This window comes from Erwinia aeris (genome assembly GCF_041224955.1).
GTDB classification, from domain to species: Bacteria; Pseudomonadota; Gammaproteobacteria; order Enterobacterales; family Enterobacteriaceae; genus Erwinia; species Erwinia aeris.
The window spans coordinates 94,147-108,621 of sequence record NZ_JBGFFX010000012.1 but is presented as its reverse complement, the minus strand read 5'-3'; the positions used below and the strand labels follow the sequence as shown (position 1 = coordinate 108,621).

The 14,475-nt window shown below is 57.4% G+C and carries 17 protein-coding genes; 9 read left to right on the top strand and 8 right to left on the bottom strand.

The genetic code is table 11. The features are described 5' to 3' along the window. Positions 1–5 precede the first annotated feature (5 nt). Complete coding sequence (gene secF, locus AB6T85_RS18245) at positions 6–974, top strand: protein translocase subunit SecF (protein ID WP_253455077.1); 969 nt, start codon at positions 6–8, stop codon at positions 972–974. 45 nt (positions 975–1,019) lie between these two features. On the opposite strand, the gene AB6T85_RS18240 is transcribed toward secF, so the two are convergent. Next, positions 1,020–1,568 (bottom strand): SadB/YajI family lipoprotein, encoded by a 549-nt coding sequence (locus tag AB6T85_RS18240; RefSeq protein ID WP_253455076.1) that lies wholly within the window; start codon positions 1,566–1,568, stop codon positions 1,020–1,022. 6 nt (positions 1,569–1,574) lie between these two features. Then, positions 1,575–2,015: a peptidoglycan-binding protein LysM gene (lysM, locus tag AB6T85_RS18235; protein WP_125288404.1), complete on the bottom strand. Its 441-nt coding sequence runs from the start codon at positions 2,013–2,015 to the stop codon at positions 1,575–1,577. A gap of 193 nt (positions 2,016–2,208) precedes the next feature. Here lysM and nrdR point away from each other — a divergent pair, with 193 nt between their 5' ends. The 6 genes from nrdR (at position 2,209) to pgpA (ending at position 6,268) form a co-directional block, all read left to right on the top strand. After that, complete coding sequence (gene nrdR, locus AB6T85_RS18230; protein ID WP_125288405.1) at positions 2,209–2,658, top strand: transcriptional regulator NrdR; 450 nt, start codon at positions 2,209–2,211, stop codon at positions 2,656–2,658. 3 nt (positions 2,659–2,661) lie between these two features. Continuing rightward, positions 2,662–3,762: a bifunctional diaminohydroxyphosphoribosylaminopyrimidine deaminase/5-amino-6-(5-phosphoribosylamino)uracil reductase RibD gene (gene ribD, locus AB6T85_RS18225; protein WP_253455074.1), complete on the top strand. Its 1,101-nt coding sequence runs from the start codon at positions 2,662–2,664 to the stop codon at positions 3,760–3,762. A gap of 89 nt (positions 3,763–3,851) precedes the next feature. After that, positions 3,852–4,322 carry a 6,7-dimethyl-8-ribityllumazine synthase gene (gene ribH, locus AB6T85_RS18220; protein ID WP_125288407.1) on the top strand — a complete coding sequence of 157 codons (471 nt, stop codon included), beginning with the start codon at positions 3,852–3,854 and terminating at the stop codon, positions 4,320–4,322. A gap of 16 nt (positions 4,323–4,338) precedes the next feature. After that, complete coding sequence (gene nusB, locus AB6T85_RS18215; protein ID WP_125288408.1) at positions 4,339–4,758, top strand: transcription antitermination factor NusB; 420 nt, start codon at positions 4,339–4,341, stop codon at positions 4,756–4,758. 54 nt (positions 4,759–4,812) lie between these two features. Further along, positions 4,813–5,784 (top strand): thiamine-phosphate kinase, encoded by a 972-nt coding sequence (gene thiL, locus AB6T85_RS18210; RefSeq protein WP_301252317.1) that lies wholly within the window; start codon positions 4,813–4,815, stop codon positions 5,782–5,784. Next, the gene (pgpA, locus tag AB6T85_RS18205) at positions 5,777–6,268 is read left to right on the top strand and encodes a phosphatidylglycerophosphatase A (protein WP_369896327.1); all 492 of its coding nucleotides are present in this window, start codon (positions 5,777–5,779) and stop codon (positions 6,266–6,268) included. The genes thiL and pgpA overlap by 8 nt, the downstream gene beginning before the upstream one ends. A gap of 77 nt (positions 6,269–6,345) precedes the next feature. On the opposite strand, the gene AB6T85_RS18200 is transcribed toward pgpA, so the two are convergent. From AB6T85_RS18200 to xseB, 4 genes are all read right to left on the bottom strand, one after another. Further along, on the bottom strand, positions 6,346–7,320 hold the full coding sequence (locus AB6T85_RS18200; protein ID WP_369896326.1) for an aldo/keto reductase: 975 nt from the start codon (positions 7,318–7,320) through the stop codon (positions 6,346–6,348). Positions 7,321–7,403: 83 nt separating this feature from the next. Then, positions 7,404–9,269 carry a 1-deoxy-D-xylulose-5-phosphate synthase gene (gene dxs, locus AB6T85_RS18195; RefSeq protein ID WP_253455070.1) on the bottom strand — a complete coding sequence of 622 codons (1,866 nt, stop codon included), beginning with the start codon at positions 9,267–9,269 and terminating at the stop codon, positions 7,404–7,406. A gap of 19 nt (positions 9,270–9,288) precedes the next feature. Then, a complete protein-coding gene (gene ispA, locus AB6T85_RS18190) occupies positions 9,289–10,188 on the bottom strand; it encodes a (2E,6E)-farnesyl diphosphate synthase (protein WP_369896325.1) in 900 nt (299 codons plus the stop codon). Beyond that, entirely contained in the window at positions 10,188–10,430 is a 243-nt protein-coding gene (gene xseB / locus AB6T85_RS18185) for an exodeoxyribonuclease VII small subunit (RefSeq protein ID WP_125288415.1), read from the bottom strand. Before xseB ends, ispA begins: the two co-directional genes overlap by 1 nt. A 231-nt stretch (positions 10,431–10,661) precedes the next feature. Between xseB and thiI the strand changes: the two genes are divergently transcribed. Further along, a complete protein-coding gene (gene thiI, locus AB6T85_RS18180) occupies positions 10,662–12,110 on the top strand; it encodes a tRNA uracil 4-sulfurtransferase ThiI (protein WP_125288416.1) in 1,449 nt (482 codons plus the stop codon). 165 nt (positions 12,111–12,275) lie between these two features. On the opposite strand, the gene yajL is transcribed toward thiI, so the two are convergent. Beyond that, positions 12,276–12,875 (bottom strand): protein deglycase YajL, encoded by a 600-nt coding sequence (gene yajL, locus AB6T85_RS18175; protein WP_253455067.1) that lies wholly within the window; start codon positions 12,873–12,875, stop codon positions 12,276–12,278. Beyond that, positions 12,835–13,749: a 2-dehydropantoate 2-reductase gene (gene panE, locus AB6T85_RS18170; protein ID WP_369896324.1), complete on the bottom strand. Its 915-nt coding sequence runs from the start codon at positions 13,747–13,749 to the stop codon at positions 12,835–12,837. Before panE ends, yajL begins: the two co-directional genes overlap by 41 nt. A 150-nt stretch (positions 13,750–13,899) precedes the next feature. On the opposite strand from panE, the gene AB6T85_RS18165 reads away from it, so the two are divergent. Continuing rightward, on the top strand, positions 13,900–14,391 hold the full coding sequence (locus AB6T85_RS18165; RefSeq protein ID WP_301252322.1) for a YajQ family cyclic di-GMP-binding protein: 492 nt from the start codon (positions 13,900–13,902) through the stop codon (positions 14,389–14,391). Positions 14,392–14,475: the final 84 nt, after the last annotated feature.

Below are 14,475 nucleotides of genomic sequence, written 5' to 3'. Positions count from 1 at the left end.
GCGTTGTGGCACAGGACTATAGCGTTGAACAACTGAACTACGGCCGTAAAGTCCATGACTTTATGCGCTGGGACAAGCTGGCCTTTACTCTTTCCGGCCTGCTGCTGATCGCCTCATTTGCGATCATGGGCCTGAAAGGGTTTAACTGGGGTCTGGATTTCACCGGCGGTACGGTGATTGAAATTACCCTGGAGAAACCGGCCGAGCTGGATAACCTGCGCGGCGCGCTGGAGAAAGCGGGCTTTACCGATCCGCAGGTGCAGAACTTCGGCAGCAGCCGCGACGTGCTGGTGCGTATGTCGCCGCACGAAGGCAACGCGGGCCAGGAGCTGGGCAACAAGGTCGTCAGCATTATCAATCAGGCGACGGCGCAAAACGGCACCGTGAAGCGCATTGAGTTTGTTGGCCCAAGCGTGGGCAGCGATCTGGCGCAGACCGGCGGCATGGCGCTGCTGGTGGCGCTGATAGCCATCCTGGTTTACGTCGGTTTCCGCTTCGAGTGGCGACTGGCGTTAGGCGCCGTGCTGGCGCTGGCGCATGACGTGATTATCACCATGGGCATTCTTTCTCTGTTCCATATTGAGATTGATTTGACCATTATCGCGTCGCTGATGTCGGTTATCGGTTACTCGCTGAACGACAGCATCGTGGTATCGGACCGTATTCGTGAGAACTTCCGCAAGATCCGTCGCGGTACGCCTTACGAAATCTTCAACGTCTCGCTGACGCAGACGCTGAGCCGTACTATTATGACCTCCGCCACCACGCTGGTGGTGGTGCTGATGCTGTTTATCTTTGGCGGCGCGCTGCTGGAAGGCTTCTCGCTGACCATGCTAATCGGCGTGTCCATCGGGACAATTTCATCTATCTACGTGGCCTCGGCGCTGGCGCTGAAACTGGGGATGAAACGCGAGCATCTGCTGCAGCAGAAAGTGGAGAAAGAGGGCGCCGATCAGCCTTCGATTCTGCCTTAAGCTTTCCGCTGTTAAATAAAAAGCGCCGCATCTGCGGCGCTTTTTTTATGGTTTCGTCTGGGCCACAACGTCATGAACCCGGACATAGCCCAGCTGTTCCGGCGGCAGATTGCTCAGGCGCAGCGGCACCGTGACTTCGCTACGAGGCAGCAACGAGGCCGCCACGCTGAAGGTCTGGCTCTGGCTGTTTACCTGTAGCGGTTTGCCGGTAGTCGGATCCAGCTCGCCCCATTCTACCGTTGCGCTGAACGCAGGCAGATTGTTGTCGCCGGCAGAGCGAATATGCAGCATCGCCCGCGTGCCGTTGGCTTCATTTTCTATATGGCTCAGCGACAGCTTCACCTCGCCCAGCTGGCTTTGCAGCGGCACGGCCGTATTGGTGGCCGGCAGCAGCCAGGCGCCCTGGGTAGAATTGCCGTTAAGCATATTCTGCCGCGTCAGCGCCGTTGCCTGCTCGGTAAGCTGCTGCATCTCATTGTTGAGCTTGCCCACCTGGTTATGCAGCTTGTTGATCTGCGGCTGCTGCGGTGAGGCGCAGCTTGCCAGCAAAACAACCAGCGGCAGCAGCGAGGCCTTTTTCAGGTATCCGGCCATAATTGCCTACTGAGGAATGCGTAAGGTCTGACCCGGATAGATCTTGTTCGGATCGGAGAGCATCGGCTTGTTAGCCTCAAAGATTTGATTGTACTTGTTCGGATCGCCATACACTTCTTTCGAGATAGCGCTCAGCGTGTCGCCTTTCTTCACCGTATAGAATTTTGCTTCGGTCGCGGTTTCAGCCACCTTCACATTATCCTCAACGTGGGTGATACCGGCTACGTTACCGGCCGCTACCAGGATTTTTTCCTTCAGCTCTTGCGAAATGCTGTCGCCGCTGATGCTGGCCTTATCGCCATCCACCTTAACGTCCACCTTGTCGCTGCCCGGCAGGCCCAGCTTGTGGATATATTCTTTCAGCTTCGCGCTCTGGTCTTCACCAGCGCCGCTTACGGAATCCCACAGCTTCTCGCCAGCTTCTTTTACAAAGTTAAATAAACCCATATTTCCTCCGGCTAATCCTTGTTTTTAAAAAAGTTACGCCTGAGCGTTCTCTCATTATAGCGGAAGAACGAGGAGATACCTGGTCAGATGCCAGACAAAGCGATTCGGCGGGGGAAAGAAGGGCAACCCGATATTTTGTTGCTCGCCACTTCGCGCTACACTGTGTTCACTTTTCCAGGATCCAGGAATTATCATGCATTGCCCGTTCTGTTCTGCTGTGGATACCAAAGTTATCGATTCCCGCCTTGTGGGGGAAGGAACCTCGGTGCGCCGTCGCCGTCAGTGCCTGGTGTGCCATGAACGCTTCACCACTTTTGAAGTGGCCGAGCTGGTGATGCCGCGCGTGGTGAAAAGCAATGATATCCGTGAGCCCTTCAATGAAGACAAGCTGTGCAGCGGTATCATGAAGGCGCTGGAGAAGCGGCCGGTCAGCTCGGACGACGTTGAAAACGCCGTCAGCCATATCAAAAGCAAGCTGCGCTCCACCGGCGAACGGGAAGTACCCAGCAAGATGATCGGCAATCTGGTGATGGACGAGCTGAAAAAGCTGGATAAGGTGGCCTATATTCGCTTCGCCTCGGTTTACCGCAGCTTTGAAGATATCCGCGAATTCGGCGAAGAGATCGCCCGCTTACAGGATTAAGGCATGGATGAAATCTATATGGCCCGCGCGCTTGAACTGGCCAGGCGCGGACGCTTTACCACAACGCCCAATCCGAACGTAGGCTGCGTTATTGTACGCGACGGGGAGATTGTCGGCGAAGGCTACCATTTTCGCGCAGGCGAACCCCATGCTGAAGTTCACGCTCTGCGTATGGCTGGCGAAAAGGCGCGCGGCGCGACGGCTTACGTCACGCTGGAGCCCTGTAGCCACCATGGCCGCACGCCGCCATGCTGTGAGGCGTTGATTGCCGCAGGCGTAGCCCGAGTCGTCGCCGCCATGCAGGATCCCAACCCGGAAGTGGCGGGGCGCGGCCTTTACCGCTTGCAGCAGGCCGGTATCGAGGTCAGCCACGGGCTGATGATGCAGGAAGCGGAAGCGCTGAATCGCGGCTTTCTGAAGCGGATGCGCACCGGCTTTCCCTGGGTGCAGCTGAAGCTGGGCGCGTCGCTGGATGGCCGTACGGCAATGGCAAGCGGCGAAAGCCAGTGGATCACCTCGCCAGAGGCGCGACGCGACGTGCAGCGCCTGCGGGCGCAAAGCGCCGCGATCCTGACCACCAGCGCGACGGTGCGGGCGGACGATCCCTCGCTGACCGTGCGCTGGGACGAGCTGAACCAGGACGTGCGCGCAATCTATGCGCAGCAGGATTTACGCCAGCCGGTCAGAGTGGTTATCGACAGCCACAATCGCGTTACGCCGCAGCATCGGCTGATTTCCCAGCCGGGGGAAACCTGGCTGGCGCGTCAGCAGCCCGACGGGCTAAGCTGGCCGGATAACGTGCAACAATTTTGCGTGCCGCGCCTCAATGGGCAAACCGATCTGGTTTCCCTGCTGATGCTGCTGGGACGCCGCCAGATCAACAGCGTCTGGGTAGAAGCAGGCGCTGCGCTTTCCGGTGCGCTGCTGAGCGCGGGCGTGGTTGATGAGCTGATCGTTTATCTTGCGCCGAAATTATTGGGCGATGCGGCACGCGGTTTGTGCCATCTGCCCGCTTTAGCACAACTTGCTGAAGCGCCGACGTTTATATTCAGCGATAGTCGTCAGGTTGGGCCAGATTTGCGCCTGACGCTGACGCCGCGATAGCGCTCTGCAGAAAAGCGGAAGCAGAGCGTTAAAGAGTGTGATAGAATCCGCCCCCCTGCGGGGCCATAACAAACCCTGAAAGGAAGATTATGAACGTTATTGAAGCTGCTGTTGCTACTCCTGACGCGCGCGTGGCCATTGTTATTGCGCGTTTCAACAATTTTATCAACGACAGCCTGCTGAGCGGTGCCCTTGATGCGCTGAAGCGTATCGGCCAGGTAAAAGATGAAAACATCACCGTTATCTGGGTGCCGGGCGCCTATGAAATGCCAATGACGGCGCGTGCGCTGGCGAACGCCGGCAAATACGACGCGGTTGTGGCACTGGGCACCGTGATCCGCGGTGGCACCGCCCACTTCGAATATGTTGCTGGCGAAGCCAGTTCTGGCCTGGCCAGCGTCGCTATGAACAGCGATATTCCGGTTGCCTTTGGTGTTCTGACGACGGAAAACATCGAGCAGGCCATTGAGCGCGCCGGAACCAAAGCGGGTAACAAAGGGGCGGAAGCCGCTCTGACCGCACTTGAAATGATTAACGTATTGAAAGCCATCAAAGCCTGATTTTAAGGGGAATTTTGTGAAACCTGCTGCTCGTCGCCGCGCCCGTGAATGTGCTGTCCAGGCGCTTTACTCCTGGCAGTTGTCAAAGAACGACATCTCTGATGTCGAATACCAGTTTCTGGCGGAGCAAGACGTCAAAGACGTTGATATCAGCTATTTCCGCGAGCTGCTGGGCGGCGTTGCGACCAACAGCGCGTACCTTGACGGCCTGATGAAGCCTTACCTTTCCCGCCAGCTGGAAGAGCTGGGTCAGGTGGAGAAGGCGATTCTGCGCATTTCGCTGTACGAGCTGAGCAAGCGCTCCGACGTTCCCTACAAAGTGGCTATTAACGAGGGGATTGAGCTGGCGAAAGTGTTTGGCGCTGAAGACAGCCACAAGTTCGTTAACGGCGTGCTGGATAAAGCCGCTCCGCATATCCGCCCCAACAAGAAGTAATCCTCTCAGGCCGGTCTTATCCGGCCTTCTTCCTTTTTTCTGCTGGAAAGCATTATGGCATGTGGCGAATTTGAACTTATCACGCGCTATTTTGATCGCATAACTAGCTCTCGTCGTGATGTGGAAAAAGGCATTGGCGATGACTGCGCCCTGCTTAACCTGCCCGAAAAACAGACGCTGGCGATCAGCACCGATACGCTGGTAGCGGGCGTACACTTTTTGCGTGACATCCATCCCGCCGATCTCGGTTATAAAGCGCTGGCGGTCAATCTCAGCGATTTGGCGGCAATGGGCGCCGATCCCGCCTGGCTGACGCTGGCGCTGACGCTGCCCGAGGTAAACGAAGCCTGGCTGAAAGAGTTCAGCGACAGCCTGTTCGAACTGCTGGATTATTACAATATGCAGCTGATCGGCGGCGATACCACGCGCGGCCCGCTGAGCATGACGCTGAGCATTCACGGCCTGGTGCCGCAGGGCAGGGCGTTGAAGCGGTCTGGCGCAAAGCCCGGCGACTGGATTTACGTTACCGGCACGCTGGGCGACAGCGCGGCAGGCCTGGCGCTGTTGCAGCACCATATCAAAATTAACGATCCCGCCGCGCATGAAGCCTTAATCAAACGCCACTTGCGCCCGATGCCGCGCATTCTGCAAGGGCAGGCGCTGCGCGACCTGGCCAGCGCCGCTATCGATATCTCCGACGGGCTGATCTCCGATTTGGGGCATATCCTGAAAGCCAGCGGCTGCGGCGCTCGTCTGCATCTGGATGCGCTGCCGCTTTCTGGGGTGATGAAAAGCCATTTTGACCCGGAGCAGGCAATCAGCTGGGCGCTGAGCGGCGGTGAAGACTACGAACTCTGCTTTACCGTCCCGGAAATCAATCGCGGCGCGCTGGACGTGGCGCTGGGGCATTATGGCGTGCCTTTTACCTGTGTAGGCCAGCTGGCGCCGCAGTCAGAAGGGCTGGTACTGCTGGAAAACAACCGGCCCGTCGAGCGCAAACTGAAAGGATTTGATCACTTTGGATAAGCACGAGGCGAAAAAACGCCTGAAGATGAGCAATCCCTGGCACCTGCTGGCAACCGGTTTTGGCAGCGGATTAAGTCCGGTGGTGCCCGGCACCATGGGATCGCTGGCGGCTATTCCTTTCTGGTATCTGATGTCGTTTCTGCCGCCGGATATCTACTCTCTGCTGGTGATGTTCGGCATCTGCATCGGCGTTTATCTCTGCCATCGCACCGCGAAAGATATGGGCCTGCACGACCACGGCAGCATCGTCTGGGACGAGTTTATCGGTATGTGGATCACGCTGATGGCGATCCCGGTGAACAGCTGGCAGTGGGTGCTGGCCGGATTCGTGATTTTCCGCATCCTGGATATGTGGAAGCCGTGGCCGATCCGCTGGTTTGACCGCAACGTCCACGGGGGCATGGGCATTATGATAGATGATATTGTCGCCGGCATTATTTCCGCCGGTATTCTCTATTATGCCGGGCACCATCTGGCGCTGTAGCGAGCCGTGTAAAAAGGAGGCCAGCATAGCTGGCCTCTTTGCTTTATGCTTTAGTCCTGGCGCAACAGCGGCGCGGCTTATTCAAATCCCACCACGTGATGCGGCTGATAAACGCTTTCCAGTTCCGCGATCTCTTCCTGCGTCAGCTCAATATCCACTGCTTTTACCAGATCGGCCAGCTGCTCTGCGCGTGAAGCGCCGATAATCGGCGAGGTGACCACCGGTTTTGCCAACAGCCATGCCAGCGCTATCTGTGCACGGCTCACACCGCGAGCTTCGGCAATAGCCGCCACGCGCTGCGCAATCACGCCGTCGTTCTCTTCGCTTCTGGCATACAGCGTGCTGCCGTATTCGTCGGAAGCGGTACGCGCGGTGGTTTCACCCCACGGACGGGTCAGGCGACCGCGCGCCAGCGGGCTCCACGGCAGCACGGCGATATTTTCTGCCTGGCAGAGCGGGTGCATTTCGCGCTCCTCCTCACGTTGGATCAGATTGTACTGATCCTGCATGCTGACAAACCTTGTCCAGCCGTGACGATCCGCCGTGTAGAGCGCCTTAGCGAACTGCCAGGCATACATAGAAGACGCGCCGATATAGCGCGCTTTCCCGGCCTTCACCACGTCGTGCAGCGCCTCCAGCGTCTCTTCCAGCGGCGTGTTGTAGTCCCAGCGGTGGATCTGCAATAAATCCACGTAGTCGGTGCCCAGGCGCGTCAGGCTGTCATCAATCGACTGCATAATGCTGGCGCGTGAAAGGCCGCCGGCAAGATTACTCATCGGAAAGTAGACTTTGGTCGCCAGCACGATATCTTCGCGGCGCGCGTAGTCTTTCAATGCGCGGCCCACAATCTCTTCGCTGCTGCCGTCGGAATAGCTGTTGGCGGTATCGAAGAAGTTAATGCCCGCGTCCAGCGCCTGTTTGATCAGCGGGCGGCTGCTCTCTTCAGGCAGTGTCCAGGCGTGGCGGCCGCGTTGGGGTTCGCCATAGGTCATACAGCCCAGGCACAAACGGGAAACGGTGAGATCGGTATTGCCTAACGGAAGGGTTTTCATGCGTGCTCCTGCTGATGTTAAAAAGGCGCAAAGGCCTAAGCATAGCAGGTACAGGCTCCCCGGAAGGGGAGCCTCGTGCGGTATTACAGCGCCAGCCAGCGCTTAATCTGCTGTTCGATGCCTTCGGCGTCCAGCTGATAATCGTGGCGGATCTCTTCTTGGGTGCCCTGCGGAATAAACTCATCCGGCAGGCCGATATTCAGCACCGGCACCAGCACGCGTTTCGCCATCAGCGCTTCAATCACGCCGCTGCCCGCGCCGCCTTTAATCGCGCCTTCTTCCAGCGTGATCAGCGCCTCGTGGCTGGCGGCCAGCTCAACGATCAGCGCCTCGTCCAGCGGCTTCACAAAGCGCATATCCACCAGCGTGGCGTTCAGCGATTCCGCGACGGCGGCGGCTTCCGGCAGCAGCGTGCCGAAGTTCAGGATTGCCAGCTTCTCGCCTTCGCGTTTCACCACGCCTTTGCCCAGCGGCAGCGACTGCAACGGCTGCAGCTCCGCGCCGGTTCCGGTGCCGCGAGGATAGCGTACCGCGCTTGGGCCAGCGCTATAGTGATAGCCGGTATAGAGCATCTGACGGCATTCGTTCTCGTCGCTTGGCGTCATGATCACCATATTCGGAATGCAGCGCAGGAATGAGATATCAAAAGCGCCCTGGTGCGTCTGACCGTCCGCGCCAACGATGCCGCCGCGATCGATAGCAAACAGCACCGGCAGCTTCTGGATCGCTACGTCGTGGATCAGCTGATCGTAGGCGCGCTGCAAAAACGTCGAGTAAATGGCGACCACGGGCTTATAGCCGCCAATCGCCAGTCCGGCGGCAAAGGTGACGGCGTGCTGTTCGGCAATCGCCACGTCAAAATATTGCGCCGGATAGTCGCGCGAAAAGCTGACCATGCCGGAGCCTTCACGCATGGCAGGCGTAACGGCCATCAGCTTGTTGTCATCGGCGGCGGTTTCGCTCAGCCACTGGCCGAAAATCTTCGAGTAGCTCGGCAGACCTTCGATCGCTTTCGGCAGCAGGCCGCTGGCCGGATCGAATTTCGGTACGGCGTGCCAGCTAATCGGATCTTTCTCCGCAGGGGCGTAGCCTTTGCCTTTTTTGGTCATGATATGCAGGAACTGCGGGCCTTTCAGATCGCGCATGTTTTTCAGCGTCTGCACCAGCGTCAGCACGTCGTGGCCGTCGACCGGGCCAATATAGTTAAAGCCCAGCTCTTCAAACAGCGTGCCGGGCACCACCATACCTTTCAGATGCTCTTCGGTGCGTCTGACCAGCTCTTTGATCGGCGGCAGGCCGGTCAGCACTTTTTTGCCGCCTTCGCGCAGCTTCGAGTAGGTTTTACCGGAAAGGATTTGCGCCAGGCGGTTGTTCAGCGCGCCGACGTTTTCCGAAATCGACATCTCGTTGTCGTTCAGCACGACCAGCAGATCGGATTTGATATCGCCCGCGTGGTTCATCGCCTCAAACGCCATGCCCGCCGTGATGGCGCCGTCGCCGATCACGCAGGCGGTGCGGCGGCCTTTGCCTTCTTTCTCTGCGGCAACGGCCATGCCCAGTCCGGCGCTGATCGAGGTACTGGAGTGGCCGACGTTCAGCACGTCATATTCGCTTTCGTCGCGCCATGGGAACGGATGCAGGCCGTTTTTCTGACGGATAGTGCCAATACGATCGCGGCGGCCGGTCAGAATTTTATGCGGATAGGCCTGGTGACCCACGTCCCAAATCAAATGATCAAAAGGCGTGTTATAGACATAGTGCAGGGCAACGGTCAGCTCTACCACGCCCAGTCCGGAGGCAAAGTGGCCGCTGGAGCGGCTGACGCTGTCGAGTAAATACTGTCGTAGCTCATCACAGAGTTTTGGCAGGCTCTCTTTAGGAAGCGAACGTAGTTCTTGTACCGAAGCGGCCTGCGCCAGCGTTGGATATTTTGCAGTATCAAAACTCATCAGAGACTCATTGTGAAAGTTATTTATTGCGTTCAATTATGTAACTTGCAAGCAGCTGTAGTGATGCTGTGTCAAAGCCTTGCGCGGCAAGTATTTCCAGTGCGCTGAGCGACTCCTGACAGAGCTCCCACGCTTTTGCCCGCGCGCGCTCAAGTCCCATCAACGCCGGGTAGGTACTTTTTCCTAACTGCTGATCGGCTCCCTGGCGTTTGCCGATGATGGCGGTGTCGCCCACCACATCCAGAATATCGTCCTGCACCTGAAACGCCAGGCCGATGGCTTCGGCATAGCGATCGAGCGCGGGCAGCGCGTCGCGTCCTCTGTCGCCGGCGGTCAAAGCGCCCAGGCGAACCGCGCAACGGATCAGCGCGCCGGTTTTATAACGGTGAATTTGCTCAAGCTCGCGCAGACCGACCTGCTGGCCTTCCGCCGCCAGATCCAGCGCCTGGCCGCCGCACATGCCCGCAACGCCGCTGGCCTGCGCCAGCTCGGAAATCATCGCAATACGGTACTCTGCCGTTACGCCAGGCAAAGGCGTATCGGCAAGTATAGTGAAGGCCAGCGTTTGTAGCGCGTCACCGGCCAAAATAGCCGTATCTTCGCTGAATTTAATATGGCAGGTCGGCTGGCCGCGACGCAGGCTGTCATCGTCCATCGCAGGCAGATCGTCATGGATCAGCGAGTAGGCATGAATGCACTCGACCGCCGCAGCGGGCGCATCCAGCGCGGCATCGTCAGCATGAAACATTTTGCCGGTAGCATACACCAGAAACGGGCGCAGGCGCTTGCCGCCGAGCAGCGCGCCGTACTCCATGGCATTCACCAGCGGAGACTGCTGAAAGGGCAGCGCGGTAATAAAGCGTTGTAAAGCCTGGTTGACGCGCGCGTGATGCGCGGTAAGAAGAGCGCTAAAATCCATCAGTCGTTTTCCGGCGTGAAGGGCTGAAGGTCGCCATTTTTGTCGTCGTTAAGCAGGATTTGCACACGCTGTTCCGCCTGCTGCAGTTTCTGCTGGCCCGCTCGCGCCAGCTGCACGCCGCGTTCAAATTCGTTGAGCGCCTCTTCCAGCGGCAGCTCGCCGCTTTCAAGACGGGAGACAATTTGCTCCAGCTGGGCAAGCGAGGTTTCAAAACTGGCGGGCTGTTCGGCTTTTTTCGGCATAATAACGGTTGCTCGGTGATGTTTTAGTCTGTCAGGTCACTCATGGTAGCCGACTCAAATTGATTAGCAAAATAATGATTCCGGGCGCTGTTGAAGAAGCAGTCGCCGGGCAGATGTGATACACTCATCTCCCCTGGATGTGAAGGGCGTAAGCTACTTTGCAATTCTCTGATTTTACCAGCTAAGTGCGCTCCATTTCAGCACTTAATTGCCCGTTGAGCCCGTGCCACCATGAAGTTTATCATTAAATTATTCCCTGAAATCACCATTAAAAGCCAGTCCGTTCGCCTGCGTTTTATCAAAATGTTAACGACGAACATTCGTAACGTATTGAAACAGTGCGACGAGACGCTGGCCGTGGTGCGCCACTGGGACCATATCGAAGTCCGTTCCAAAAACGAAAGCCAGCGCGGCTATATTATTGACGAACTGTCGCGCATTCCCGGTATTCATCACGTGCTGGAAGTCGAAGAGCGCGGCTATACCGATCTGCACAACATTTTTGAGCAGACGCTGGCGATGAACCGCGAGCGTATCGAAGGCAAAACCTTCTCCGTACGCGTCAAGCGTCGCGGCAAGCATGAGTTCAGCTCGCAGGACGTTGAGCGCTATGTAGGCGGCGGGCTGAATCAGCACGTCCAGAGCGCGCAGGTCAAGCTGAACCATCCGCAGGTCACGGTCAACCTGGAGATCGAAGACGATCGCCTGCTGCTGATCACCGGACGCTATGAAGGCATCGGCGGTTTCCCTATCGGCAGCCAGGAAGACGTGCTGTCGCTGATCTCCGGCGGCTTCGACTCCGGCGTGTCCAGCTATATGCTGATGCGTCGCGGCTGCCGCGTGCACTACTGCTTCTTTAACCTTGGCGGCGCGGCGCATGAAATCGGCGTGCGTCAGGTGGCGCATTATCTGTGGAACCGTTTTGGCCGCTCGCACAAGGTGCGCTTCGTGGCTATCAACTTCGAGCCGGTGGTTGGCGAGATTCTGGAAAAAGTGGACGACGGCCAGATGGGCGTGGTGCTGAAACGCATGATGGTGCGTGCGGCCTCGACTATCGCCGAGCGCTACGGCGTGCAGGCGCTGGTGACCGGCGAAGCGCTGGGCCAGGTCTCCAGCCAGACGCTGACTAACCTGCGGCTGATCGACAACGCTTCCGATACGCTGATCCTGCGCCCGCTGATTTCGCATGACAAAGAGCACATCATCAAGCTGGCGCGCCATATCGGCACGGAAGATTTTGCCCGCACCATGCCGGAGTATTGCGGCGTGATCTCGAAAAGCCCAACGGTAAAAGCGGTAAAGGCGAAAATCGAAGCGGAAGAGCAGAACTTTGATTTTGCCGTGCTGGAGAAAGCTATCGAAGAAGCCACCAATGTCGATATCCGTCAGATTGCGGAAGAGACCGAGCAGGAAGTGGTGGAAGTCGAAACCGTGGTGTCGTTTGGCGACAACGACGTGGTGCTGGATATCCGCTCGCCTGACGAGCAGGATGACAAGCCGCTGGAGCTGGAAGGCGTTGAGGTAAAAGGCATGCCGTTCTATAAACTCAGCACCCAGTTCGGCGATCTGGATCAGAGCAAAACCTGGCTGCTTTACTGCGATCGGGGCGTAATGAGCCGTTTGCAGGCGCTCTATTTACACGAGCAGGGCTTTAAAAACGTTAAGGTTTACCGTCCGTAAGCGGAAAGGTAAAAGGCGCTGGCTTCAGCGCCTTTTTTATCTCTTAACTCCGCTTTTGTTCGCAACAGGTTACCGGCTAAAGCGCTGGCCTGGCTGCTTCTCTGTCGCCAGCAGGCCTTTGCCCGTCAGCGACGCCGCTCAAACGGGTAGTCGCGCAGGCCGGATCTATTCCACCCATTCCCGATAGTCAAAAATACCCGCCGCCGGCACCAGCTGCTGCGCCACCTCATGCGCTTTCTCTTTACCTGCCAACAGATCGATCAGCTTCAGGGCAAAGTCGATCGCGGTGCCGGGCGCCTGGCTGGTGAGCAGATTGAAGCGGCGATCCCAAACTACGCGTTTATCCATCCACTGGCTTTCGGGAATAGTTTCCTTGAGGCCGGGAAAGCCGGTCATATTGGCAATCGGAAACAGCTTATGCGGCACCAGCACCGTGCCGGCCGCTGCGCAGATCGCCGCGACAATACGGCCGGACTGGTGAAACTGCCGCACCGTTTCCACCAGCAGCGGGCTGTCGCGAAAGGCTTCCGCGCCTTTCAGGCCGCCGGGCAGCACGATGGCGGCAAAATCGTTGTCGGCTACCTCAACCAGCGTGGCATCGGTTAACAGCCGTACGCCGCGCGAACAGCGGATTTCTTTGCTGCCGTCATCCGTTACGCTGGCGGTAGTGACCGTGAAGCCCGCGCGCACCAGCAGATCGATAGTGGTAACGGCTTCGGTTTCTTCACTGCCAGGTGCCAGGCAAACCAGTACGCTCGCGCTCATAATCTTGTTCCTTACGCTTAATCATTTCATAAAGTCGGCTGTTTTCCGGCGTGGTCAGCCCCTGCGCCCGCGCACGACGGATAACGTAGCCGGTAATATAGTCAATCTCCGTACGCCGCTGCGCGCGGATATCCTGCAGCATGGAAGAGGTATTGGCGGCGGTCGCGGTAATAATCTCTTTCACGTAGTCCAGCAGCGCCTCGCGAGAGGTATGTTCACCTTCACGCTCCATAACCATCGCCACTTCATCGCAGAGCAGGGCCACCTCCTGCGGATGGTTAAGCAGCTCGCCGTTGGTGCAGTCATACTGAACCGTCAGCGGATTGATCACGCAGTTTACGGCCAGCTTTTGCCAGGCGGCGGAGGAGACATTGTTATGCCAGGCGACGTCCGGCAGCGCCTGTTGCAGCGTTTCTGCCAGCCTGCTGAGCATGGCGCCGTCCGGAGAAGTCGGGCCGATGTGGGTAATGCCGGAAGCAACATGGATAACCATGGTGCCGTCGCGCTTTGCCGCATGGGTCGTGATCCCGCGCAGCAGCGGCTGCGTGAGCATTTTAAGCTCGTCAAGTGTGCCCATGCCATTATGCAGCAGCAGGATCGGGCAGTCTTCACGCAGAATAAACCGCAAATTTTTTACCGCTTCGGATACCTGCCACGCTTTCAGCGTTACCAGCAGCAGGTCGCTTTCCGCTAAAAAAGCAGGGTCGTTGGCAATAAAGGTTTTGTTACTTATGTTGCCCTCAAGATCCACCACGTTGACCGAGCAATAAGGCTGCGGTACGCGTAGCCACCCCTGCACCTCATTGCCCTGAGCGTCCAGCGCAGCCAGCCAGATCTGCCCTAAAGCGCCGCATCCCAATACGGTAATCTTCATTCTTCCTCTCCGCAGCGGGTTGGATTAATTCTGCCGGGCCGAAGGCCGCGCTGGCAGAGCTGTTCTTATTATAGCTTTCCATGCCGATGGTTTTTTTACTGATGCTAAGTCGGTATTATGCCTGTCACAACAGAATCAGGAGAAAAAATCATGCCATCATTCGATATCGTATCTGAAATCGACCTGCAGGAAGTGCGCAACGCCGTTGAAAACGCCAACCGTGAAATTTCCACCCGTTTCGATTTTCGCAACGTGACGGCCAGTTATGAGCTGAACGAGAAAAACGAAACGATCAAGGTGCTGAGCGAGTCTGATTTTCAGGTGAAGCAGCTGATCGATATTCTGCGCGAGAAACTGCTCAAGCGCAGCATTGAAGGCGGCGCGCTGGAAGTGCCGGAAGAGATTGAGCACAGCGGCAAAAGCTGGAGCGTGGAAGTCAAACTGAAAAAAGGCATCCCGTCTGACGTGGCGAAAAAAATCGTCAAGCTGATCAAAGACAGCAAGCTGAAAGTGCAGTCTCAGGTGCAGGGTGAAGAAGTGCGCGTGACCGGTAAGTCCCGTGACGATCTTCAGGGCGCGATGGCGCTGGTGCGCGGCGGCGACCTGGGGCAGCCTTTCCAGTTTAAAAACTTCCGCGATTAATAATAAAAGGGCGATGCATCGCCCTTTTATTCAGTTTTCCCCGCCTGAATTCCACCGCTTCCGCCAGACTTTGTCATCGTAAAG